Raw genomic sequence first — 25,886 nt, 5'->3', positions numbered from 1 at the left:
TGCGTTAAAAATAGCGTCTTTTGGAGTTTAAACGCTTTGCGCAACAGTGAGTTGTTGGGCCCAGTCATTCGCAGGAATGGGTTTGGCGTAGATAAAGCCTTGAATAATGGGTTTGCCCAGTCCGTTAAGCACTTCGAGTTGGTGCTCATCTTCAACGCCTTCAACCACCACGCTCAAGTCAAAGGTTTTGGCGACTTCAAAAATGGCGCGTACCAATTTAAAGTCGTCTGGGTTGGTGGCAATTTCATTAATAAACAGTTTGTCTATTTTAAGTTCGTGCACGGGTAGTTTTTTCAAATAGGCGAGTGACGAATAGCCCGTGCCAAAATCATCAATCGAAAAGCGTATGCCATAACGGCGCAAATGGCGCATTTTTTCAATGACATCTTCAAGGTCTGTCACCAAAACACTTTCGGTGATTTCAAGCGTCAGTTTGTGGGCATCTACGCCGGTTTTGGCAATCAGGGTTTCGATTTCTTCGATAAAATCAGGTTTGGTGAAATGGCGCCCAGAAATATTGACCGAGATATGCACGCTTTTACCCAACAGCGTTTGCTGCACAATAAAGTGACAAGCTTGCGTTAACATCCATTGGTCGATTTGAACAATCAGGTCTGACTTTTCGGCAATGCCAATAAAAACCATTGGAGAAATCATGCCTTTGGTGGGGTGATGCCAGCGAATCAAGGATTCGGCAAAGTGGGTCTTATTGGTGGGGTGAATTTGGCTTTGAAGATAAAAAACCAGCTCGTTATTTTTAAGCGCTTTTTCGAGGTCTTTTTCAATTTCAAAGCTGTCATTGGCGGATTTTAAAAGATCGCTGTTAAAAATCACCGTTTGGCGTTGCCCTAATTCTTTAGATTTATGCAGTGCAATCATACTGTGCCTTAGCACTTCTAAAGGCGTGTCATTGGCGCTCATAGGATAGAGGGTCATGCCGATATTCACCGTGACTTTGATGCGGTGGTTGGCAATTGAGAATTCTTTGCTGACATGATGATGCAAACTTTCGGCCAGTAAATTGAGGTGGCTCGATAGGTCTTGGTTGTTGACAGCGGTAAACGGAATTCTGATCACAAACTCGTCGCCACCGGTTCTAAAGCATTCAATGTCTGGCAGGTCGAAATGTTTAAGGCGTAGTGCGAGCAGTTTGAGGAGTTCATCTCCAAACTCATACCCCATGCCATCATTAAATAACTTAAAGCGATTCAGGTTAATTTTGAATAGGGCGTTTTGTTTGTTGGCGAGCTTTAAGTCTTCAAGCTCGGTGCTTAACTTTTTAAGCAGTGAGGAGCGGTTGGGGAGTTGGGTAAGGGTGTCACAAAAAGCCAATTCAAAAATATGCTTTTGTTCAGCTTCATTCAAGATTAAGACATCTCTAAATTTAAGAACAGCCTGCCCAAGGTTTTGAATTTCGCCACGGGTTTTTGACACCAACTGAGTAATTCTAGGAAGCTCTGGAATGTTTTTGGTGTTATTGGTTAAGGCCGTGAGTGAAGAAAGTATGTCGCGATGATATTCTGAGAGTTTGCGGGCTGCCAAAATGGCAACTAATAGCGCAATCATAGACGCTAACGCAAACATCAAATAAAGCACACTTTTGGAATCTTCTAACAGTGTTTTGGACTCTTTAATGGTTTGATTGGTTTGTTTGGAGAGGTGTTCAGACACTAAATAAGCATGGTATGAAAAATCAAAAAACGACTTTTGGGCAGAGTTAAGGTAGGTTTGCGCCGTGCTGGGGTCGATGGCGATGATGTCCGTAGCCATCATGCAAAAATGTTTAAATTTGATAAACCCCTCTTTCCATTTTTTTAGGTCCATTTGGTCACTGGGCAATTGATTGAGGGTGCTTTCAAGTTGTTGAAACTGTTGTTCTAAACTGGCCAACTCATCGATAATTTTGGTGTGGCTGAGATAGAGTTGCCCTTGTGATTGCGTTTTTTGTTTGGCGGCTTCCAGCAGTGTTTCTAGTCGGCTGTGGAGTTGACCCGTTTGCTGAATAAAGTTAAGGGTCATGCGCATATTTTGAGTGTGTTTTTCGATATGCGACAGATTGCTTTGTTCGGTATCAATAAAGTGGGTTGAACTATAAAGGTTGACCAGCCCCATAATGCCTAAAGCCAGCAGTGCTGGCAGTAGAAAAATGATTAGGGAAGATATGCTGGGTTTTTTCATGATGTCATCAAAGGGTTTTTAGCGTGCTCAAGTGTTGCAGTCTGGATGAGATAAACTTATTCACGAGTTGCAGCAGTCGGTTTAAGCAATTCTGACCAATCTTGGGGGCGAATACTGCCTAAATAGTCAAACTGACTGTGCCCTTTAGGTTTAAAAATAACCAAGGTGGCTTCTTTAGGGAAATAGCCCATTAAGTCCATCATATTAGGCGCATGCGCCACCAAGAAACGATTGGTGCCCGGTGCCACGGGCTTTGAAATCAATTCTCGCGTTTTGGCCAATACGGGTTTTTTTTGGGCGCTGGTCATGCCACCGGTATACATAATGGCGGGCTCTAAAGTGAAGTGACCAAAAGCATTCAAGGCCGAGTTTTTGGCACGGCACATGGGGCTTGAAAACACCTCGCCCACAGGAATGCCGGCTTGGCGCACATACACTCCAACTTGTTTGGTCACGGTTTGTCCAAGCTCATTTAAAACACGCTGGGTATTGCAGTCATTTAAGTCAACGCTGGGCACTCGGTCTGGGCGTGAGTTGTCGGTGTTGCCATGGCGCATATAAAGCACAAAGCCACCTTGTTTGAGTTGAGTGAGCAGTTGTGGATTGGCAATTTTTTCTTGGAATTCTGGTTTGGCTGAATCATTGGCATGAGCAGTTGGTATAAAACTTAAAACGGACACTAGAAGCGTGGTGAATAAAGAAAGAGTTGCGGTGCGTAGGGGGGACATAAAAAACAAGCCTTTAAAACACATAATATTTAGTATTAAACCCTAACAAGTATAATTTTTAAAGCGATTTTGTATAAAAATTAAAAACCTTATTAAATTTATGAGTTAAAGGGGTTTTGGGGCTGGTTTTCGCGAAAAAAAAGCGGCTAAAAAGCCGCTTTGAATTGAAGTGATTGACGGGTTGAATTATGCGTTTAAGGCATCTAAAACAATTGCTTGCGCCTCTTCTACGATTTGCTTGAGGTGCTCTTCGCCTTTAAAGCTTTCGGCATAGATTTTATAAATATCTTCTGTGCCCGATGGACGCGCCGCAAACCAACCGTTTTCGGTTACGATTTTAAGACCACCAATGGCCGCACCATTGCCTGGCGCATGCGTCAGTTTGGCGGTGATGGTTTCGCCGGCCAGCATAGAGGCTTTAACCATATCCGGTGACAGGTTGCTTAAAATGGCTTTTTGTTCACGATTGGCGGGAGCATCAATACGCGTGTAGACAGGGTTGCCAAATTGCGCGGTCAACTCTTGGTAGAGTTGTCCTGGGTCTTTGCCTGTTACAGCCGTAATTTCAGCAGCCAACAAGTTCATGATAATGCCGTCCTTGTCGGTTGACCAAGTGGTGCCGTCCATGCGCAAGAAAGACGCACCGGCAGATTCTTCACCACCGAAGGCAAAATCACCGCTGACCAAACCATCCACAAACCATTTAAAGCCAACAGGTACTTCTGAAAGGTTTTTACCTAAAGAGGCGACCACGCGGTCAATCATCGAACTCGACACCAGCGTTTTACCAATTTTGACATCGGCAGACCATTCTGGGCGGTGCGTTAATAGGTATTGAATCGCCACGGCTAAATAATGGTTAGGGTTCATCAAACCGGCTGACTTGGTCACGATACCGTGACGGTCAACATCTGGGTCGTTACCAAAAGCGATGTCGTAGTTGTCTTTTAAATCAATCAAACTGGCCATGGCATATGGACTTGAGCAGTCCATACGGATTTTGCCGTCTTTATCGACACTCATAAATGAGAAGGTTGGGTCAACTTTTGGGTTGACGATTTCTAGATTTAAACCGTAGGTGTCGGCAATGGGTTTCCAGAAGTCAATCGCCGCACCGCCGAGTGGATCTATGCCTAATTTTAGGCCCGCTTCAGCTATGGCTTTCATATTGACGACCTTATCAAGGTCTTGCACATAAGGCGTGATGAGGTCTTGAGCCGTGACATATTCAGATTGCATGGCATCTTCTAATGGCATGAGATTGATGTCATCCATATAGCTTTTGAGAATTTCATTGGCACGATTCTGAATCACTTTGGTGGCATCGGTATCGGCTGGCCCGCCATTTGGGGGATTGTATTTAAAACCACCGTCTTGTGGTGGATTGTGCGATGGGGTGATGATAACGCCATCGGCTAAGTCTTCGGTGCGGCCTTTGTTATAGGTCAAAATGGCATGTGAAATAACTGGGGTTGGCGTGTAACGCCCATTGCCTTGAATGATCACATTCACGCTGTTGCCCGCAAACACTTCAATGGCAGTGGCATGCGCTGCTTCAGATAAAGCGTGAGTGTCCATACCGATAAACACTGGGCCGGTGTAACCCATGTCGTCACGGTATTCCACAATCGCTTGGGTAATGGCGGCGATGTGATTTTCGTTGAATGCTGATTTGCTAGAACAACCACGGTGCCCAGAGGTACCAAAAGATACGGCTTGGTCTGGATTAGTGGGGTCGGGTGCTAGGCAGTAGTAGTCGGTCATGAGTTTTGGAATGTTTTCAAGAATAGACAGGGGAGCTGGTTTGCCAGCGAGTGGAGAAAGTGCCATGGATGAGTCTCTTGTTGGTTTGAAAAAGTTATCTTTCAATTATAACGAGAGGGGGGTAAAAAACCATAGGCAATGGGGTTATTTTTTGTATTGGACTTTAAGAAGGCTAAAGCCTTCGCCCCTGTCACTGGCTTATTTCAATATTTACGGACAAAAAAATAATGGGGCGCAGGCTTAAGCCTGCTGTTTTTGGTTATGCGATTTTATGGCTTAAAAATCATCCCATTCGTCATCACCCTTTGATGGCTTAGCTGGCTTAGCAGGTTTGCTGGGCAGTGGCTTTGGCGCAATGTGTGCGGCCAGTTTTGAGGCGGGGGCAGAAACCGCAGGTTTGGAGATTTGTGTTGGGCTCTCAGCTGGGTGAGCATTCGCAAGGTGGTTTTTAGCGGCCGCTTTGGCTGCGGCAGAGTCTTTGGCAACATGATGTTTGACCAAGTCAATCGTAGCAATAATTTTGTTAGATAGGTTGTGTACGCGGTCTTTTTCACGATGCGCCATGTCCAGGTCATTAAGGTCATAAGCATCAATCACACGACCAACCACTTCATGCATTTCGCTGTGTAGGCTGATAAGGTCTTTCATTTCGTTTAAATGAGCAAATTTTTGTCCATCGCCATAGAGCCATTTGCCTAAGGGGCAAACATTGTTTTTACGCGCACTTTGCTTGTCTAGGTCAACTTCGTTGCCCGCTAGAAGTTGTTCGAGTTTGACATTCCAAGCACGATGCTTCATTTTGGCATCTTCAAAGTCAATGGTTTGCGCATCAGATGCTTCAGCGGATTGGCGAACAGCAGAAGGGTTGATTTTAAAACGAGATACAAATTTTGCCTGAGTGGTGGCTTGTTCATTCATGTTACCCGCGGTGGCGGATAACTCTTCAACCAATGCCGCATTTTGTTGCGTCATTTGGTCAAGTTGCATAACGGCTTGGTTGATTTGCGTTACCCCAAGTGCCTGTTCGCTAGAGCTGTTGGAAACTTCGGTGACTAAATCTTCAACTTCTTTAATCTGGCTAACCATGGCATCAAAGGCTCGGTTGGTTTCTTCAACCAACTCGGTTCCTTGGTGGATTTGTTTTCTGGCAGAAGAAATTAAATTAGAAATTTCTTTGGACGATTCGGCTGATTTTTGCGCCAGATTACGCACTTCACTCGCCACCACGGCAAATCCTCTGCCATGGTCGCCTGCTCTTGCGGCCTCAACAGCAGCGTTGAGTGCTAATAGGTTGGTCTGAAACGCAATACTGTCTATCACACTGGTGATGTCACCGATTTTTTGACTGAGATCGCTGATGCCATGCATGGCAGCGAGGGTTTTGCTCATCACTTCTATGCCTTCAGAGGCCTTTAAAGCGGCTTGTTTGGCATTGCGGTTGGCCTTTTCGGCGTTGTCAGAGGATTGTTTAATGGTGGCGGTTAACTGCTCCATGCTGGCCGCGGTTTCTTCTAAAGAAGCGGCTTGTTCTTGGGTGCGTTGTGAGAGGTCATCACTGGCTTGTGACACTTCATGGGACATACTGCCAATTTCAGTTGAGCCAATTTTGACATGACCCAAGGTCACTTCTAAGTTTTTAAGGGCGTTATTCACCGCAACCTGCATGGCTAATACTTCGCCTTCATAGTCGCCAGACATACGATTGGTTAAATCGCCATCACTCATGGCGGTCAAAATTCGACTCAAACTTTTGGTGATGGCAGAGAAGCTTTGAATTAAATCATTGATTGAAATCGATAGCTTTTTTTCAAAACCATGCAGGTGAGTGGTGTTGATTTGATTTTTTAATACCCCGCGGGATGCATCGGCAACAATTTTGGCAATATTGTCTTCAATGGCCAATTGCTCAGTCATGTTTTTCCATTCGGTTACCGTTCCAATGCGACGACCGTTGTTATCAAAAATGGGGTCTACTACTAGATCAAGTGTTTGGGTGCCTACCTTAATTCGGGCATTGTGAGTGGTGGTTAAGTTTTCAAGTATGTCTTGTTGGTGATGAGGGTTTTTATGAAATACATCGATATTTTGACGCATTAAATTATCAACATTAAAGTCGGGTAAGTCCGTTTGAAGATCGGTTTCAATGTCACGCAACATCGTTTGCATGGATTGATTCATAAATATAATGCTGCGAAAGCGGTCTGCGACCATGACATTGGCAGAGGAGGAGTAAAGGGCTCTTTCAATGCGTTGAGCGCTGTCGAGTGCTTCTTTAACTTCCTCAAAATCGGCGCCAAGTTTAATCTGCATAGACTTTAATCGCCCTGTGGCGTTGCTGAGAATATTGTTGCCAGATAACTCGATGTTATTATCAAACTTACCCTCAGATATGGAGGTAATGATTTTAGACATTTCATTGGTGCGCTTGCCATTTAGATAAACGCTTAACCAAATCAGCGCAATGGTCAGTAGGTCAAGCGCTTCAAACAGGATGTCGGGGATACCATGGATAAACTTTGGCGCATAGGCAGAAAATAAAAAGAATCCACATAAAACCAAAATTACCTGGGTTAATTCAAAATGTTTGAGGGGATTGATACTATCTACCCATTCTGTAGGCTTGCCATGTTTTAGATGGATTTTACCCGCAGCTATGGCTTGGTAGGCGGCTTCGGCTTCTTTGATTTGTTGCGGTGTTGCGGGTGTGCGTACTGACATATAGCCAGACATTTTGCCATTTTCAAAAATGGGCGTTGCGTTGGCGATAACCCAGTAGTGGTCACCATTTTTGCGGCGGTTTTTGACGGTTTGCGACCAGGGCTTTCCCAGCTTTATCGTCTCCCAAAAGTCTTTAAACACCGCCGCTGGCACATCTGGGTGGCGCAAAATATTGTGGGGTTGTCCCACTAAATCCCGCCATTCATAACCGCTCGCTTCAATAAAGGCTTCGTTTGCTTCTTGAATATTGCCTTGCAGATCTGTTCTAGAAACAATCGTCATCCCTTTTGGAAGGGTGTATTCAACTTGGGTAACGGGTCCATTGTCGCGCATTATAAATTGCCTTTGGTTAAGTATTTTTATTTATGTGACTCATATTAGGCTGATAACCCCTCATTTTTAAATAGTTTTATTTGATGACAGGGCTAAAAAAACTGTTATCCCATTTATATAAAGTGGTTAATTTACGGTGTTCAAAAAATTCGCTTTATTTTTATGTGGAAGGGTGGTTATAATGACAACCACACAAAAAAACCATTTGTGTGTCCCCTTAGGTTGATGAAGTTTCAAAACCAGAAACTATCGCAAAAATCTTCCACCCATTTGATTTAGGAAAACCACCTGATATCTCTTTATTTATAGAGGTATTTACCGTGAACTCAATTAATTTAAATGAACAAACCTTGATCGCGTTTTTATCAACTCGTCAAGATCACCATTTTGGCTCAGAAGTTTTCAAAGAGTTTTTTAATGAAACTCAAGATTTTTTAATGTTGGGAATGAGCTTTGCCGAATTTCGTGCCGCTAAAGATTCCTTGCTGGAATCTGGACTATTGGTGCTGATGGAAGACAACAATAAGACTTTTGCAAGCATTACGCCTGCGCAGTCTATGGCAGCTTAATTAGATTTTGTTCTATTAATGCTAGACCACTAAAAACCCTCAAAGCTGAGGGTTTTTTTATGTCTGTTAAAAAGATAAGACTAGCTGTTAACGGCTTCATGCAGTCGAATAATCAAAGCTGCCGCTTCTTTTAGCGTGAGGTTTTCACTGTCACAAATCGATTTTAATTTGAGTGCACCTTCTTCTTGGCAAAGTCCTGACTTGCCCATTATTAAGCCCTGAGCAATCGAAGTTAAGCGCGCGTTTTCAATGGCGTTGATTTGCAACAGGTGTTGTTTGGCATTGTCGATAGATTTAATCAGTTGAAAAGCAATGGATTGCATATTTTCTTTTAAAAACAAATTAAGGCAATGCTTGTGTTTTTTAAAAGTTTTAAAGTCTTCGGCGCTTACTTGGTTAGATGACAGTACGATGTGTGGGATTTTGAGTGTATTCAATCGGCTAGATGTATCGATTGAAATATCTGTGCCACCAATCATTTTATCAACTACGGCGAGTAACGCAGATTGGGTGGCTTGTTCGTCTTCGCAAAAATTTAAAAAAGCGGCAAAGTCAGGCAATTGAACCAGTTCAATGCCACTGATTTCTTTGGTGACCACACGGTTTAATAAATTAAAAAATGCTTGATCATCATCAATAACAAATACTTGATTGGGCGGTTTTTTCATAAACTAAAGCTCCGTAAGTTTTAATTTCAAATCATTCTAGTCTTTTTTCTTTTATAATGCTTATCATAAATTTTTAGGAGCGAGGCAGTCCAATTGTTTGCAAGTCATCATGTGAAAGCTTTTTTTAAGGTCAGTATTGTTGCGGGTATCAGCTTTCTAGCGCCCGTTTATGCAGATGAAACCACTATTGAAACGGATATCCTGTCGCCTTTGCCTGAAGACGAGCTTGTTAATTCAGCTTGGTTTTCTTCAACCCTAACACGCAAAGAAATTGAAAACTCAGGTGCAAAAAGCATTCCAGAAGTTCTGCGTTTATTACCGGGCATGATGTATGTCTCTCCATGGGGTTCATACAAAACAGCCTCTTACAGAGGTATGACGGATGAGTTTCCTCGTCGTACTCTCTTTGAGGTGGATGGAGTGCCCATTAATGTGGCAGCAACCGGTGGGGTTGAGTGGAATGCCATGCCTGTGCGTTTAGAAGATATTGAAAAAATTGTGTTGGTTTCTACGCCTTCGACTGTTTTAAATGGCGATGGCGCTTTTAATGGTGTTGTTAAAATTTTTACCGTAAAACCTGACCAAGCCAGTAATTTGGTGTCGGTGATGGGCGGAACCAATGCCTATAGAGATGTGTATGCCCGTGGAACTTTTCGGGCAGATGATACATTGAGTTTTCAATTGGCCGCTTCAAAGCAGGCCAGTGATGGTGATCATGTCAAGGTGTCTGATGAAGATTTGAATCGAGTTTGGGGAAGTGTGCTCTATGCCCCAAGTTATGAGAATCAAGTCACCCTTAATTTAGGTGTGGGGCGAGCAAATGTTGATGATTCGGATCGTTCTGAAGATGTGAAGGCTTCAAGTTACCAGGACAGAAGCATTAATAATACTCAAGCCAATGTGAATTGGGTTAATCGTTCTGTTGGAGAAACAACGGTTGTACTGGGTTTTAATGATCTTCATAACGATGCCCAGAATGTGATTGAAAATGGTGTGCTCAACTTTGATATTGCCTACCGTTCAAATCGCCAGTTTGCGTCCGTCAAGCATCGTCAAATGTTCTCAGGCTTGGAAGTGAGTTTAGGCGCAGATTATGTGCATGATGATGAGGTTCCTTTACATTGGTCGGGGACTGAATCAAAGTGGCATAGTATCGAATCTAGTGGGCATCTAGGCTTGAAGTACGATGCAGGTAGCTTTAGTTTGAGTGGCGGCGCAAGATTAGCAAACCATTCTGAATATAAAGATAATGTTTTAAATCAGTTTGCTGCATTGGAAGTTAAGTTGCCGTCCCAGCAAAAAATTTCGATGATGTACAGTGAAGGGTCTCGTTTTCTAACGAATTGGGAGTCGCGCGCGAGTTTGTACGGCACCTTAACACCTTTAGGTATTCAGGCGATACCAGGTACGGATGCGCAAACAAAGTTATTCTTATACAACAGTCAGCCTAATGATTTAAAGCCAGAGCGCGTTGCTTCCTATGCGCTTAAATATTCTATTGTTCGTCAAAAAAATCAATTTTCAGCACGCCTATTTCACGATAGTTATAGCGACTTAAGTTATTTTGATTTTGAAACTTGCGACCCGTCAATGATCTGTGCGTACGATAACAACAGGGCAATTACCAGTGGTTATGGCGATAAGATGGTTATTAAGGGGGGCGAGCTTTTTGCTAACTGGGTCGTTCAGAAAAATCATCAGGTTGTATTGTCCTATACCCGAAATTTTGTAGAAGTGGATTCCGGAAATTTATTGCTAAGAGAGCAAACTTCGCCAGAGCATATTTTGAGCGCCATGCTTTCTTCAAAAATAGGAAAAAATAAAGTTAATTTTATTTATCATTATTTTTCACAGGTTCGTTGGGAAGCGGCGGGGAATCATGAAGAAGATGAAAAAACATTGAGAGGTTATGCCAATATCTCGGTTAATTTGCAAAGATGTTTTGATGTTGGTGATTATGACGCACTCTGTTTGCAAGCCTCAGCAGAAAACCTTTTAGAAGAAGACTCCACTTTTTATGAATTGGAAGACTCTAAAACAGCTCGCAATTTTTATTTAAAAATGGATTATCGTTTTTAATCTAGCCTCCAAGCTCAATCCTGTCTAATCTATGCTCATGGCTTTGACCCTTTCCGTGAGCAGCTTTCCTAAACGCTCAATAAAGCTTTTCATTTGTTAGCCACATTTCTGTCTATAGCTTCGAATAATTCATATCGTACAATTTTTTATAAAAAGTTATTTATTTTTTTATTGTGTTGTTATAATGCATTTTATAGTGTGTAAATTACTTATTTTTTGTACATGATATTGTAAATATTTTGCATAAATTTAGCATATGTTGCGTTTTCATTTTTGTTTAAAAATTGTTGGACATTGCCGTTATTCATTCCATGCTTTTTAGATATTTGACCTTATTCTTTGCATTGGTGTTGCAGGTTTCCGTTTTGCACGCCGGTGAAAAGGTTGCTTTAGTAGGCAAAGGTGAGCTAACGCCCATCAAAAAGTTCGTGATGCAAAATGTCAAAACTTATAAAGACCCTGTGGCAGATTTATGTGCGGATGATTTAACCGTGATGGTTTTAAATCAAGAAGATGTCGTTGCTTTGGATCGACTGTGCCATGTTCCGCCAAAGATTTTTGTGGTTGGTCTGAATGCCACAGATGCTTTGTTGGCAAGACCTAAGGTTTCTGGATTTTTCGTTTCTTCGAGCTTAGCGAGCCAGTTAACCGCTACCCAAACGGCGGTGGTCGGTGCTTATACGGTTTTATATTCCGAGCAGGCAGAATTAAAATCTATTCTGCAGTTTCGTAAAAAACACCCTGAACAAGAGCTTAACCTAATTCAGGTTACCAGCTCTGCGGAGGCCGTAAAGGCGTTGGGTCGTAATATCTTAAAATCTTCTGCAGTCATTTTGGGCAGCAATCCCGATATTTTCAATGATGGATTTTTATTAACGGCTCGCAAAATGAGCTTAAAGTTTCTAACCCCTTTAGTGGGTGGCAGTTCTGCTGAGCAGTTAAAAAAGGGAACCGTTTTTGGCCAGTTTGTATCTGATGAACAGGCCATTGAAGCCACGCAGGCCTGGTTAAAAACGGGGCAGGTAACTCAGCCTTTAGAAACCTTAATGACCAACCAAAAAATGATGGGCTATTTTGGTCTGGTGGTTGCCAATGACTAAGTTATTAAATTGGCAATTCAACTCCATTGAAAGCAAAACCTTTTTAAGCGTTGCCGGCATGATTATGCTGTTTTCGGTCACGCTGTTTGGGTTAATTGAATATGCACAAGACAAGGTCACCGAGATAGAAAGGAATGTTTTTGAGGAACAAGCCAAGCAAGTGGTTGATAACATTTATTTGGTATCTCTCACAGAAGACAAACTGCGAATTCATCAAGAAGTTCAAGCGGAAGTTGCCAGAAGTCGTCAAATCAGTGCCATAAATCTCGTGTTGGATGGCCAACAATATGCGGCTAGAGATGATGTTGCAGATGATTTTAAATTTGTGACAAATCAGCAGGGTCTGGCATTTGAACTGACTGGCAAAAACTATCTAAAAGCGCCTTTAGAATATGTGCAATTAATCACTTTAGGGGTGGCGCTGTTTTCTTTATTGAGTTTGTGGGTGTTTCAAAAGGCGCTCAGACGCTTTATTCGTAACCCAGTCACCGAGTTGGCGCAAACCCTTGATTTTTATGCGTCGGATGCCTTTAAAAGTAACCCTGAAATTCAAAAGTTATCCAAAAGTGGCACTGAGTTAGATGTGCTGATTGAAAAAGCCGATCAAATTTATCAATCCAAATTAAGAGCCATTGAACACGAAGTGTCTTTGCGTAAAACCGTTGAAAAAGCGGTGGATACCAAAAACATTTTTATCGCGTCTATGGTGCACGACTTTAGAACTCCTTTGGTGATTATGCAGGGTGCGTTACAAAGTTTAGAGTCACGAGTGCCCAACCATTTAATCAGTCCGTTAATGTCGCAACTCGAAGAAATGGAGTTAATGGTTTCCAATGCTCTGGATTTAACCCGTATTGAATCTGGGCAAAAAGTGGCTTTGCGACCACGCCAATTTGTTTTGTTTGATTTACTCAACTCGGTGATTGAGAACTTTCAAGCAGAAGCCAATGCCAAAGGTTTATATATTTATTTGCGCTTAGAGAGTGAGCCGAATCGACCCGTTTATTTAGATGATTCTAAATACAAGCAGGTGTTGCGCAATTTGCTGAGCAATGCAGTGAAATATACTGAGCAAGGTTTTATTGAAGTTAAGGTTATTTGTGAGAAGGATGTTATTAAAACCCAAGTGACTGATACGGGTCGCGGGATATCGGAAGATCAAGCCGACTCGATTTTTGTCCCTTTTCATCGATTGTCCAATGACACCATACAAGGAACCGGTGTGGGCTTGAGTTTTTGCAAACTCATGTTACAAACCATTGGGTATGACTTATCTTTTAATCGCATGGAAAAAGGTGTGCAGTTTGAGTTCCGTTTTCCGGTGCAATGTGTACCTAAAGATGCTGAAGTAAAGGCTCAAATACCAAGTTTGCCAGCCAATGCTCGTACCAAGCACGCGGTGATTATTTCTGCCAATAGCTTGTTAAAAACCTATCTAACGCTCTGGTTTGAAAGTTATGGTTTTAAAGTTTCTCATGAGGCAAAAGACTTAAAAAGTCGCTCATTATTTATTTTGCATGAACTGTTTAATGTTAAAGAAGCGCATACAGCGTTCAATTCAGCGTTTCCAATGAGTCCAGCGGAGCTGACTCAAAGCCTGAAAAGCGCTCGAGAACAGGGCGCACGCATTATCTTTATGAACAATGCCATTAAACCTTCCCCCAGCGTGGTCAAAATGTTTGGACAGGGGTTGGTGTTAAATTTAGATGAGTTAAAAATGTTGTTGCACGGCTATCAAGATGTTGAGCCCATGCCAACCTTAGAAATACCCAACACTCAAACCCCAGAGTTTGGGCGCTTTATCACGGATAAACGCATTTTAATTGCCGACGATATTCCCGCTTATCGCGATTTGGTGGTTAAGAAACTGAAAAACCGTGGTTTTAAGCATGTTTATGTGGCCAATAATGGGCTAGAAGCCGTTTCGCTGAGCCGAGAATATGAAATTGATGTAGTGTTTATGGATCATATGATGCCGGTGATGAGTGGCGAGGAGGCTTGTAAGGCTATTAAAGTTCAGCGTCCAGAAACCTTGGTTATTGGGTTTTCTGCGGTCATTACGCCGGCTTTAGAAGCAGATCTAAGTCAGAGTTTAATGGATAAGGTGTACATGAAAGACTTTAAGCAGTTTGAACAGGTGTTTGAGTTTATGCAGTCTTATTTTAGCCAGGAAAAAAATCATGATTGATTTAGAGGCGTTTAATTTTTTATATGATTACGAGCATTTGAGTGCGGCCCATAAAGAATCCTTGATAACCGACTTAATGAAACAGTCTGAGCAGGTTTTGTCAGTGGTTCAACAAGCCAGTCTTGCGTTGCCAGAACAAGGGGCGGCCTATATTGCCCAAGTGCATCAAGCTAAATCGACGGCATTGGTATTGTGTGCTGATGAGATTAATGCGGTGCTAGAAAAAATGAACAAAACGCCTGTGGATGAGCTTTCTATGGGCAAGGTAGCGAATGACTTAAGCCGTCTTGCGGACTTGATTAAGGCTTATCAGCAAGATTTAGAATTGCTAAAAGCGTTTGTCGTTTGAAGGGCTAGACAAAAAATTGTGTACAGAATGAAAGTTTTTTGTAAAAACATAAAAAAAGTTGTGGAAAAAAATTATGTTTGACTATATGCTTATAGCCGATCGTAAATAAATTTAAGTATTCGCACTCTTGCGTACGACTAAATAGAAGGAGTTTTGAACATGCCTATTGTAAGAGAAGGTAAATTCTACGACCTAGCGGCTGCTAAAAAGTATGTAGAGAAAAAGCTTAAAAACATCAAAACCGTTAAGCAATGGTTTGAGTATATTTCATCGGACAAAAGACACCCTAAGTTGCCCTATAATCCAGCGTCTTTTTACAAAGAATCTGGCTGGCCAGAAAAGCATGGTTGGGGTTGGTTTTTAGGAACTGATGCGGTAGCCAATAAAGAAAAAGAATTTTTAACCTACCAGCAAGCACATGATTTTTGCGTGAAGTTCACGATTCGTAATCGTGAAGACTATAAAAAGTTTGTTGAAGAAAATCGTGTTAAAGATTTACCTTTAGCGCCTGAAAAATATTATCCAAAAACCGAAGGCATCAAGTTTTCTTGGTTAAAATTTCTAGCGCCTAAATTCTGTGCGGTCGAAGAAATTATTCCTGAGTTAGCGGGTGAAGACATCGAAAACTACATAGGTTGGCAGCAATATTCAAAAGAGCGCCGTCCTAAGTATATTCCGTCCAATCCGTTTGTGTATTACGGCATCACCTTTAATCAGTTGATGACGATGATTGATAAATACAAAGAACAAAATCAAAAGTAAGCTTTAATAACGCTGATTGCTTTTTCAAAAATCCTCGTTTAGGGTAAAAACTAAACGGGGATTTTTGTTATCAGCCGTTGCCCAAAAAACCGTTAAAATCACCAAAAACAGACCAAAAATAACCAGGCCTGGTTAAATTTGCCCAAAACCGTTGTTTTTAAAAGGTTTTAAGGTGTTTAATTTATGATTAAAATCCCTGCAAATCTACTACAATAGTAAACTATGAATCTCCTCACCGTTTTCCGACAACGCTTTTTATCTTCGCTATCCCTGCTGGGATTGTTGGCGATTTTGTTGTTTGGGCAAACGGCAGCCCTCATTCACAGTGAAATTCACCCATTTCATCACCATTCAGAACAATGTAATGTCTTTGTGGGAGTCGAGCATCAAGCGACTGACCTAACGCCTTTTTTCAGTTTAGCGTCACAAACGCCTGTTTATGGTAAGCAAGCCCTCCAGCTTTTGGCTTGGCGAGCAGCCTTTCCACTCTTAGTTCACCTAGCCAGAGCCCCGCCTAAATTCTGGATTTAAAAAACAACTTTAAGTCTTTTGAATTTAGGAGAATGCCATGCATCTTAAAACGCTTGTGGCAGCCATGTGTGCTGTTACCCTGTCGCCTGTGTGGGCGGCAACCGAATTACCTCGCGTCAGTGTTGCAGAAACTGCTGATCAAAAAATGCAACCCATTGAAATCACCACCTCTACCTCTTTGTCTTTGGATAAAGCCGAGCAACAACGCAATGCCACAACCTCTTTGGGTGCAGCCCTGTCTGACTTGCCCGGGGTGAATAACCTAGGTGCTGGTTCACAATCGGGTAAACCTGTGGTGCGTGGTGATACCGCATTACGCTTACCAGTGCTGTCAAACGGCATGGCGATGGATTATCAAGCTGAAGGCACGCGTCATAACCCTAATGTCGACCCAGTGCTGGCAGATGAAGTGGAGGTCATTCGCGGCCCGCAGGGTTTGAAATATTCTAGCCAAGCGGTCAAAGGCGCGGTGAATGTGCAAGGTCTCAAAATAGATTATGCCGCACCGGGTAAAACTGACCTTAAGGGTGAAGTCGTTGGTGAAGTTAACTCTAATAACAATGAACATATGCTGGGTCTTAAGGCACAGGTGTCGTCTAGTCGATTGAGTTTAGTTGGCGGGGTTACGCAACGCGAAGGCGATAATTTTGTAACCCCCAAGGGCACTGAAGCCGGTGTGGTGAATATGGGAGAGCCAGCGGGAAATTTGCCTTTAGTCACTGGCGAAACGCCCTATACCAACTTTAAAAACCAAGCCGCCTCTTTGGGCTTGGGCTATCAAGACGATTGGGGCAAGGTTGAACTGCGCCACACCTATTGGCAAAGCAAACAAAACTATTTGGGCGTTGAGTCAGATGGCCCAGGACAGCCCTTCGAGCTGATGGCGGCGGCAGGTCAAGTGTTGACCAATCAAGAAACCCAGCTCAAGGCCGAATGGTTTGCAGGGGATTGGGTGATTAAACCGCAAGTATCGGTGACGCGTAACAGCCGTGAAGCGGCGCATGATGTGCCGTTTGAAGAGATGAGCAGTTTACCGCGCGCCGATATTTTAGATTTATTGGTTAAACGCACTGAATTAAAACTCTCCGCAGAACATCCCGAAGTGGCCGGTTGGCGTGGTGAGTTTGGCGCGAGTGGTTTTGATAAAACGCAAGACTTGCGCTCTGGCGAACTCTCACCGTCGGCCACCGAAAAGGGTCAAGGGGTGTTTGTGGTTGAAAAGCGTGCCTTTGGCAAACTCCAAATTGAAGCCGGCGCTCGTTGGGACACACAAGATGTAAAAGCACCGGTGGATGCGCATTTTGCAGATGTATATAACGAAACCAATAATGAACAAAGTTTTGCTGATTGGTCGGGTGCTTTGGGTGCGGCTTATCCTTTAGATTCTCAGTGGACTGTAACGGCTAACTTAGGGCGTAGTTTCCGTGCGCCATCTATTTTTGAATTGTATGCCGGTGGCGCACATGGCGGTGTGCAGGCTTATCAGTTGGGTAATCCCAATTTAAAAGCAGAAACCTCGGTCAACTCTGAGCTTGCGCTCACTTTTCAAGCCAGTCATTTGCAAAGTACTTTTGCAGTCTATTCCAACTGGGTAGACAACTATATTGTGCTCGAAAATACCGGCAGATACCGTTATGCAGAAGGCACAACGGATGAAGGCCAAGTAGTTTTAGATGTGAATAACCCAACGGGTATTTATGTACCTGAAATGCAAAGCCAACAAACAACGGCTTTAATTCAAGGCGCAGAATGGTCGGCAAAATATCAAACGACATCGCGTTTATTATGGAAAGCGACGGCGGAAGTGATGCAAGGACGCGATACTGTTAAAAATCGTGAACTACCCTTAATGCCGGCCAATAATGCCAGTTTGCAAGCCCAATACACCTTTGCAAATCTTGGGGTTTTGGCGTCACCCAGCTTGGGTTTAAAAACCCGTTATGTGGCAGAAAAGAAATCAGCCGGTCTGTATGAGCCTTACAGTCAATTTGATAAAACGCCTTTTGGAACCGCCTCAACGCCAGACTATTGGTTATGGGAAGTCCAAGCAGGCACAGACCTCAAATTGGGCAAGCAGGCCTTGCAATTGGACTTAACGGTGCAAAATCTGTTTGATACGCAATACCGAGATTTCTTGGATACCTACAAAGGTACAGCACAGGGCATGGGTCGCAATGTTAAGTTGAATGTTCGGATGCCTTTTGGCGTTTAACGCAACAAGCCATCTAAAATAGCATCTAAAAATAATGAAGACCCAGCTCGACTGGGTCTTTTTTTAGCTGCGGTTTTACACAAACCCTCTATAAACTCGGTAAGATACTGTTTTCTATCCATTGAGGCAGATTATGAATCTTACCGCTCGTCAACTTGCGCCTCGCTTAGGCGCTTTGGTTGCCTTAACGCCTTTTGCCATAGACACCTATTTACCTGCGTTACCCAGTTTGGCGCAACAGCTCAATACCGATGTGAATGCGGTGAGCTTTACCGTTCCTTTATTTTTAATGGGATTTGGTTTGGGGCAGCTTTTGGGGGGGCCTTTGTCCGATCGTTTTGGGCGCAAACCCATTGCGCTGATTGGTTTATTGATATTTATGGTAAGTTCACTGCTGATTGCCTTTTCAGTGAATTTAGAACAACTCTATGTGATGCGGGTTATTCAAGCCATTGGTGGTGGTTTTGCTACCGTGGTATCAGCAGCCATCGTACGAGATTTAACCTCTGGACGAGAGAGTGCGCAGGTGTTTTCGATGATTGCCTTGGTCATGCTCATAGCGCCTTTGGTCGCGCCGGCAACCGGAGCGCTGATTTTAAATTTCAGCGAATGGCACAGTATTTTTATATTCTTGGCTTTTTATGGGTTGCTGTTATGGATGATGGTGCAATTCACCTTGCCAGAAACCCGCTCGTTGGAGCGCCAACAAAAAGCGCGCAGCCAACCCTGGTCGGCGTTGATTTCTAATTACGGTCAAGTGTTTAAAAATCGCCGAGCGGTTGGATTTTTATTGGCGCAAGGACTGGCCAGTGGGGTTTTGTTTGTGTACATCACCGAAGCCTCTTTTATTTATATGGAGCAGTTTGATATTTCGCCCAGCCAATTTCCGTTGTATTTTGGGATAGTGGTTTTGGGCGTGGTGTTTTTTAATCGGATGAATGTCACCCTGTTAAAACGCTTTGAGCCCGCAACGATTTTATGGCGCGTGATGCAGTTACAAGTGATCTTGCTGGTTTTCATGTCAGTTTATGTCAGCATTTTTACGCCAAACCTCTATATAATTTTAGTGTTCCAATTCTTTGTTTTGGGTTTGTTGGGGGCAGTAACGCCCAATGTTCAAGCCTGTTATTTAGATTTTTTTGAACAAATATCTGGCACTGCCAATGCGCTAATGGGCAGTAGCATTTTTGCCATGGGTGGTTTAATGGGGTTGATTATGGGAACGCTGCACAACGGCTCGTTGCTCACCATTGCGCTGTTTACGCTGTTACTGTCGGCAGGTAGTTTGAGCTTTTTAAAATGGATGGCTCAAGTACAGCTGCGTTAAGAGAGTGTCAACGCTCGACTAAAAAGGGGTAAAATGGCTTATTTTTTGAAGCACTCAAATTGATTAAAGGTTTTTACGGATGAATGTTCAACGCCCAAAATGGCTGGTAAGAGCAAATACTGCGCTGCTGCTGATTTTGGGCGTGGTTTTTCTGCAGTTATTGTGGGGTGCCACTCAGCCAAAACCCATTCAAGTTGGCGTGCTGCACAGTTTAACTGGGCCGATGGCGCTGAGTGAACAAGGCGTTATACAAGCAACCTTGATGGCGATTGATGAAATCAATCAGCAAGGTGGCGTGATGGGGCGTCCATTACAACCTATTTTGGTGGATGGTGCGTCTTTGGACAAAACTTTTGCTGCGGGGGCAGAGCGTTTGGTGTCGCAAGATAAGGTGCCCGTGATTTTTGGTTGTTGGACATCCGCCTCTCGTAAAGCCGTTAAACCCGTGATTGAAGCCCATCAAAACCTGCTGTTTTATCCCGTGCAATATGAAGGCTTAGAAGCGTCTGAGCGTATTGTGTATTCCGCCGAAGTGCCCAATCAGCAAATTATTCCAGCCATCAGTTGGGTGCAACAGCATCTGGGGCAAAAAATTTTGTTGATTGGCTCAGATTATGTGTTTCCTCATATTGCCAATATGCAAATTCAAAAAGTCGCCGAAACCTTGGGGATGACGGTTTTAAAATCGCAATATTATGGCTTAAACAATATTGATTTCAGTGACCTAGACAGTTTATTAGCCTTAAAACCAGATGCCATTATCAATACCTTAAATGGTGACGGAAATCGCTATTTTTTTGAAACCTTATCTCGCTTACAGCCAGACAATCCTGTGCCTGTGATGTCGTTCAGTTTTTCATCCGTAGAAGCCAAATCTTATTTAAAGCAGTATGGGTTATCTTTAGAAGGGCATTATGTTAGCTGGGGCTACGACCCCAATTTGGATACGGTTGAAAATAACACCTTTATCAAAGCCTATCGCGCGCGCTATGGGCAAGATGAAGAAGTTAACTCCCCCATGGTGAACGCCTATGTGAATGTGTATCTATGGAAGTTGGCAGCAGAAAAAGTGGAGTCTATTGATTCAGATGCCATTTTGAGTGTTATTCATCGTGTTGGTTTTACAGGGCCAGCGGGTAAAGTGTTTGTGGACAAAAATAGCCGCCATACTTGGAAGCCAGATGTTATTAGTCAATTAACTGCGAGCGGTGAGTCACAAGTGGTTTGGCAAAGCAGCAGTCTTATCAAGCCGGAACCTTTTTCAATTTTTGAAACCTCTTACGAAGATTCGGCCAAGGCATTAACCCAGTTGTATGAAGCATGGGGGGGCGCATGGCAGGCACCCGAATAGCCAAAAATGTTAAGCTAAAACTGACGCCACCCAGCGGTTTTTGGATGCGTGCGACTGAGTATTTGCGCTTTTCTAAATCACGATTGGCTTTGCAGTTAAGCGTGTGGTTTATGTTGGTGTCCATGTTGCCCATTTTGTTGGTCATGTGGTTAAGTCACATGAATGTCGAAAAAATTCTCACACGAGAAGTGCAAACTTCTTTTGAAAATAGACTGAATCAGCGTTTAATTCAAGTGTCTGATTTGGTTCAACAAAACCGCAAAAGTTTACAACTGTTGGCGCGCGACCCTGCGTTTTTTCGTTTATTTGACCAAGCACAAAAGCCGCTTTCAGGCAGCGAGCAGCAACAAACGCTCAACTATCTTGAGCAATATATGCAGCTGTCGCATTTTTATGATTTATTTTTTGTCGATCTCAGCGGCAAAGTACAGTTTACGGTGCAAAAAGAAGCTGATTTGTACGCTGATTTAAATGCCGCGCAGTGGAAAGATACCGGATTAAGTCAGGTTTTTAACTCGTCAAGAACCCTATTGGATACCAGCGTTTCAGATTTTAATTATTATCCACCCTCTGCCAGAAGTGCTGCTTTTATTGCCACGCCGATTATTTTGCAAGACAGACTCAAAGGCATTTTGATTGGCCAAATTGAAGACACGCAACTCAAAAATATACTCAGTAACTCAGAAGGGCTGGGGGAGCAAGGTCAGTTAAAAGTCGGGAAACGCCAAGGGGATAAAATTCAAAATGTATTGGCCTCGATGAGTGACGAGCCGCTCAGTCACCCCTCAAACTTTTGGGGCGCTTATCAAGCACAAACGCCTTTGGCTAAAGCGGTGCGTGCCGAAGATGGACAGGGTGTTTTACGCAACGAACAGGGGCAAGAAGTTTATGCCATTTGGCGTTATCAGCCCGATTTGCGCTGGGGGTTTGTGTATGAAATGCCGACCCATCAAGTCTTTAAAAATCTCAATGAACTGAGCAGTTGGGCGCTGCAGATTTTTGGGTTTATTTTGTTATTTAGCGGCATTTTAGCGTTGTTTTTGTATGGATATTTAAGTGAAAACTTCAAACTCTTGTTACAAGGGATTCATCGTTTACAGCAAAAAAGAAAAAACTTCGATCCAATTCCTGTGCCCGATGTTTACGAGTTTGCCACACTGGCGGAGGCTTTTAATGAAATGGCCAGCCATCTGCAAAGTAGTTTGAATGAGTTATCCGCCAACTCTGAGAGCCTGGCCAAAAACAAAGACGAGCTGGAGAAGTTGTCTAATAATCTTGAACAAATGGTGAGCTTGCGCACCCATGATTTATTGGCGTCTAAATATGAAATTCGCAATATTTTAGACAATGCCCCGATGGTTGTGATGGTGAAGGACATTCAAGGGCATTACAAAATGTTCAATGCCCAAGCGCTGTCTTTAATTGGGCGAACCGCCGAAGACATGTTGGGACAAGATGATTTGGATATTTTCCCGCCGGTGAATGCGCACATTATCCGTTCACACGACCGCTTGGTGATGGCGAGTGATCAACCGCTGCAATTTGAAGAAGAATTGTTTGAGCGCAAATATTTAATGGCGCGTTTTAAATTGCGCAATTTACAAGGCGAGGATGAAGCCATTTGTAGTATTGGGATAGATATTACGCAACAGGTACAAATTTCGGCGGATTTGGTGAAAACCACACAAATGCAAAAACAAGTGACCAGTCGTTTGAACCAAGCCTTGGATATGGTTAACCAGTTTGTGGCCACGCTCAAGCTGGATTTGCACATGAATGTGCTAGAGGTGAGTGATGCGTTTTGTCAAATCACGCGGGTTAAAACGCCCGATCTAGTGGGTAGAAATCTTTTACAAGTGGGTTTGCAGCAGCCCATTACGGATGTGTTGCAACAGTTGATGGCGGAACATGCTTGGCACAAGTTTGCAGGCTATATCAACAGTAAAACCCAGCCAACCTCCTTTGAAGAGGAAGTGTTATGGCAAACTTCAGACACCTTACAATATTTTTGGGTGACGGCTTCACCGGTTTTCAATGAAAAAAATGAGCTAGTGGCTTACCAATCCTTTTGGCGAGAAACCACCCAAGAGAAACAGATTTATCAACTCTCTATCACCGATGAGTTGACCCATTTGTATAACCGCCGTTATTACAACCAAACCATTGAACAGCGCTTGGCCAACACAGATGATCGGGCGTTAAGTATGATTATTTTTGATGTTGACTACTTTAAGCGTTTTAATGATTTGTATGGACACCTAGCGGGTGACCAGGCCTTGCAAAGCCTTGGGCAATTGTTGTTAACGCAGTTTTCGACTGCCAATGTAGACGCGTATCGCACAGGGGGCGAAGAGTTTTTATGTTTATTAAACGGCTATACCCTAGCAGAAAGTCACCAATATGCCGAAGCCTTGCGTCAAGCGGTTTTAGATTTAAAAATTCCTCATGCGCAAAATGAAGCGGCAGAGGTCTTTTCGATTTCGGTGGGTTTATTGCATCTGGCTGACAAGCGCAATTATTTAAGTCAGGAAATTTATCACCTTGCCGACCAGGCACTTTATCAAGCCAAAGCCTTAGGTCGTAATCAGGTTTATTTAGTTGAAGCAGCGGAGAAAGCGCATGACTGACCTCTACAAAAATGTCTTTAAAATGGTTGTGTTGTCTTTGGTTTTGCCGCTATTTCTAGGGTATATGAGCCAAGTGTTGATACAGGGTGTTTGGGTGAATGTTTCGTTGCATGCCACCTTAGAGTCTGCATCGGCCTCTATCGCCATTGTTTTAGCGGTGGCCATCTACCAAATTCAAGATAAGGGCTTTATTAAAACCGAATATGTCAATGTGGTTTTAGCCTTTTTGGCGATGGGTATTTTTGATTTATTCCACGCCATGACAGAACCGGGCAATTTATTTATTTGGTATCACTCTATGTCGGTGTTTTTGGGCGGGCTGTTCTTTGCGTTGGCTTGGTTGCCCGACCATATTTCGGTAGAGCAGCGTTTGCAGTGGTTGGGTAGCTTTGTTATTTTAATCCTCTTAGGCGCGTTATTGTCCTTGCAGTATCAAGACAGTTTGCCGTTGATGCGGCATGCCGAAGGGCATTTTACCAACATTGCCCAAGGGATGAATGTCGTGGGCGGTTTTGCTTTTATTTGGGGCGGCGTCTTTTACCTGTTTAAGTATCTGAAACATCAGCACCCAGAAGATTTAATTCTGTTTGGCGGCGGTATGTTGTTTGGGTCTGCGGGCATTTTGTTTGTGATTTCAACTCTGTGGGATTTTCAGTGGTTTGTTTGGCATTTTGTGAGAGTCGTGGCCTTTTTGGTGATTACGATTGCCTTTTATCGCTTTATTAATCGTTATGTCAAACAACGCGTGTTGGCAGAAAAAAAAGCCATGGCAGAAAACACGGCTCTCGCCAACACCCTGAATTTGCTTAAACAATATCAAACCATTGTTGATGAAACCAGCATCGTGTCTAAAGGCGACCTTGACGGCAAAATTACTTATGTGAACGATAAATTAGTTGAGTTAACGGGTTACAGTCGTCAAGAATTGCTGGGGCAGTCGCACAATATTTTTAAAAGTGTCGGTAGTCCACAAGAGGTGTTTGTTGGCATGTGGGAACGCTTAACGGCTGGCAAAGCTTGGCATGGCCAAGTGGTAAACCAGAAAAAGAATGGTGACAATTTTCATGTTCAAATGACCATTATGCCGATTAAGAATGCGCAAGGTGACATTCAAGAATACATTGCGTTGCGCCACGACATTACTCAATGGAAAAAAGATCAAGATGCCTTAACCAGTTTATTGATTACGGACAAATTAACCGGCTTAAAAAATCGCAGTCAACTCATCCGCGAACTGGATAGCAAGGCCGTTAAATCTTTGGCTTTGTTAAATGTTGACGATTTTAAAGAAGTAAACGACTTTTTGGGCGTAGAAAAAGGCGACGAAGTGATTCAAAAAGTCGCCGAATTCTTGGGTGCCCATAAAGCACCCGCGTTAAAACTGTTTAGAGTGCATGGCGACGAGTTTGCGTTGATAGAGCAGCACGATGCCCCGGTGCAGAATTTTCATGAACAAATTATCCACTTAACGCGTCATATCAGCGACCACGCCTTTATGGTGGCTGACCAAGATATTTTTGTGTCTTTATCGGCGGGGGTTGCGCAAGGTGATGCCAATTTACTGGCCACAGCCGACATGGCTTTGCGCGAAGCCAAAAAATCTCATAAAGCGGTGGTGAACTACGCCGAAGTGGTGGTGGTTTCTGATCAATACAAAGAAAACTTGATTTGGAGTAGAGAGCTGAAATCTGCGCTTAACGAAGGCCGTGTAATCGCGGTTTTTCAGCCGGTTTACAATATGCAACAAGAAGCCATCGTGTCTTATGAGTGTTTGGTGCGTTTGAAAACTCGAGGTGAATTGGTCAGCCCTTTCTACTTCCTAGAAATCGCCAAAAAAACGCGCTTGTATGCCGACCTAACCCGCACCATGCTGATGCATGCGTTTGAAACCTTTAAAGACCGCACTGAGCGTTTTGCCGTTAATTTGTCGGCAGAAGATTTGGGCACACCCGAAACACTGCAATATTTACAAAAGCTGTGTCACGACTATACTGCCGGTGAGCGCCTAACCATTGAAATCACGGAGTCAGAAGGCATTGAGAACTTTGAAGAAGCCACCCAGTTTTTGAATGTAATTAAACAAATGGGCGTTAAGGTCGCCATAGACGATTATGGAACAGGCTATTCTAACTTTGAATATCTGATGCGTTTGCAACCTGACTATATTAAGTTGGATGGTTCTTTGATTCGTAATATGTTGCAAGATCCAGACAAAGAATTGATTGTGGAAACCATCGTCACCTTTGCGCAAAAGCGTGGCATAGAAACCATTGCCGAGTTTGTGGAGGACAATGCCACCTATATTAAACTCAAACTCATGGGCGTTGATATGGTGCAAGGTTATTTCATTAGTCCGCCACTCGAAAAGCCGCAAGACGACATTTAGTGCAGAAGGAGGTTTT

Annotated in this window: 17 protein-coding genes; 12 read left to right on the top strand and 5 right to left on the bottom strand. The window is 43.2% G+C overall.

Annotated elements, in window-relative coordinates; genetic code table 11:
* Window positions 1–27: 27 nt before the first annotated feature.
* The 4 genes from THMIRH_RS10990 to THMIRH_RS10975 all read right to left on the bottom strand — a co-directional run bounded on the left by THMIRH_RS10990 (window position 28) and on the right by THMIRH_RS10975 (window position 7,721).
* Window positions 28–2,178: a putative bifunctional diguanylate cyclase/phosphodiesterase gene (locus tag THMIRH_RS10990; RefSeq protein ID WP_173292134.1), complete on the bottom strand. Its 2,151-nt coding sequence runs from the start codon at window positions 2,176–2,178 to the stop codon at window positions 28–30.
* Window positions 2,179–2,234: 56 nt separating this feature from the next.
* Entirely contained in the window at window positions 2,235–2,906 is a 672-nt protein-coding gene (locus THMIRH_RS10985; RefSeq protein ID WP_173292133.1) for a histidine phosphatase family protein, read from the bottom strand.
* A gap of 186 nt (window positions 2,907–3,092) precedes the next feature.
* Window positions 3,093–4,736, bottom strand: coding sequence for a phosphoglucomutase (alpha-D-glucose-1,6-bisphosphate-dependent) (gene pgm / locus THMIRH_RS10980; protein ID WP_173292132.1), 1,644 nt, complete (start codon window positions 4,734–4,736; stop codon window positions 3,093–3,095).
* 210 nt (window positions 4,737–4,946) lie between these two features.
* A complete protein-coding gene (locus THMIRH_RS10975) occupies window positions 4,947–7,721 on the bottom strand; it encodes a methyl-accepting chemotaxis protein (protein ID WP_173292131.1) in 2,775 nt (924 codons plus the stop codon).
* 320 nt (window positions 7,722–8,041) lie between these two features.
* Between THMIRH_RS10975 and THMIRH_RS10970 the strand changes: the two genes are divergently transcribed.
* The gene (locus tag THMIRH_RS10970; RefSeq protein ID WP_173292130.1) at window positions 8,042–8,290 is read left to right on the top strand and encodes a hypothetical protein; all 249 of its coding nucleotides are present in this window, start codon (window positions 8,042–8,044) and stop codon (window positions 8,288–8,290) included.
* Between the two features lie 80 nt (window positions 8,291–8,370).
* Here the strand turns inward: THMIRH_RS10970 and THMIRH_RS10965 are convergent, their stop codons facing one another.
* Window positions 8,371–8,958, bottom strand: a complete 588-nt coding sequence (locus THMIRH_RS10965) for a hypothetical protein (protein WP_173292129.1) — start codon at window positions 8,956–8,958, stop codon at window positions 8,371–8,373.
* 111 nt (window positions 8,959–9,069) lie between these two features.
* Between THMIRH_RS10965 and THMIRH_RS10960 the strand changes: the two genes are divergently transcribed.
* The 11 genes from THMIRH_RS10960 to THMIRH_RS10910 all read left to right on the top strand — a co-directional run bounded on the left by THMIRH_RS10960 (window position 9,070) and on the right by THMIRH_RS10910 (window position 25,870).
* Window positions 9,070–11,037 carry a TonB-dependent receptor plug domain-containing protein gene (locus THMIRH_RS10960; protein WP_173292128.1) on the top strand — a complete coding sequence of 656 codons (1,968 nt, stop codon included), beginning with the start codon at window positions 9,070–9,072 and terminating at the stop codon, window positions 11,035–11,037.
* A gap of 311 nt (window positions 11,038–11,348) precedes the next feature.
* Complete coding sequence (locus tag THMIRH_RS10955) at window positions 11,349–12,137, top strand: hypothetical protein (RefSeq protein WP_173292127.1); 789 nt, start codon at window positions 11,349–11,351, stop codon at window positions 12,135–12,137.
* Window positions 12,130–14,325 (top strand): hybrid sensor histidine kinase/response regulator, encoded by a 2,196-nt coding sequence (locus THMIRH_RS10950; protein WP_173292126.1) that lies wholly within the window; start codon window positions 12,130–12,132, stop codon window positions 14,323–14,325. The genes THMIRH_RS10955 and THMIRH_RS10950 overlap by 8 nt, the downstream gene beginning before the upstream one ends.
* On the top strand, window positions 14,318–14,674 hold the full coding sequence (locus THMIRH_RS10945; RefSeq protein ID WP_173292125.1) for a hypothetical protein: 357 nt from the start codon (window positions 14,318–14,320) through the stop codon (window positions 14,672–14,674). The genes THMIRH_RS10950 and THMIRH_RS10945 overlap by 8 nt, the downstream gene beginning before the upstream one ends.
* A 159-nt stretch (window positions 14,675–14,833) precedes the next feature.
* Window positions 14,834–15,436 (top strand): hypothetical protein, encoded by a 603-nt coding sequence (locus tag THMIRH_RS10940; RefSeq protein ID WP_173292124.1) that lies wholly within the window; start codon window positions 14,834–14,836, stop codon window positions 15,434–15,436.
* A 222-nt stretch (window positions 15,437–15,658) separates the two neighbouring features.
* Window positions 15,659–15,967, top strand: a complete 309-nt coding sequence (locus THMIRH_RS10935) for a hypothetical protein (RefSeq protein ID WP_173292123.1) — start codon at window positions 15,659–15,661, stop codon at window positions 15,965–15,967.
* Window positions 15,968–16,004: 37 nt separating this feature from the next.
* A complete protein-coding gene (locus tag THMIRH_RS10930) occupies window positions 16,005–18,179 on the top strand; it encodes a TonB-dependent receptor (RefSeq protein ID WP_173292122.1) in 2,175 nt (724 codons plus the stop codon).
* Window positions 18,180–18,312: 133 nt separating this feature from the next.
* Window positions 18,313–19,506 (top strand): multidrug effflux MFS transporter, encoded by a 1,194-nt coding sequence (locus THMIRH_RS10925; protein WP_243831448.1) that lies wholly within the window; start codon window positions 18,313–18,315, stop codon window positions 19,504–19,506.
* Window positions 19,507–19,585: 79 nt separating this feature from the next.
* On the top strand, window positions 19,586–20,857 hold the full coding sequence (locus THMIRH_RS10920) for an urea ABC transporter substrate-binding protein (RefSeq protein ID WP_173292121.1): 1,272 nt from the start codon (window positions 19,586–19,588) through the stop codon (window positions 20,855–20,857).
* Window positions 20,839–23,484, top strand: coding sequence for a diguanylate cyclase domain-containing protein (locus THMIRH_RS10915; protein WP_173292120.1), 2,646 nt, complete (start codon window positions 20,839–20,841; stop codon window positions 23,482–23,484). Before THMIRH_RS10920 ends, THMIRH_RS10915 begins: the two co-directional genes overlap by 19 nt.
* A complete protein-coding gene (locus THMIRH_RS10910) occupies window positions 23,477–25,870 on the top strand; it encodes an EAL domain-containing protein (protein ID WP_173292119.1) in 2,394 nt (797 codons plus the stop codon). The genes THMIRH_RS10915 and THMIRH_RS10910 overlap by 8 nt, the downstream gene beginning before the upstream one ends.
* The last annotated feature ends 16 nt before the right edge of the window (window positions 25,871–25,886 follow it).

Source organism: Thiosulfativibrio zosterae (genome assembly GCF_011398155.1).
Taxonomy (GTDB): domain Bacteria; phylum Pseudomonadota; class Gammaproteobacteria; order Thiomicrospirales; family Thiomicrospiraceae; genus Thiosulfativibrio; species Thiosulfativibrio zosterae.
This window is presented reverse-complemented; position numbering and strand designations above follow the sequence as displayed.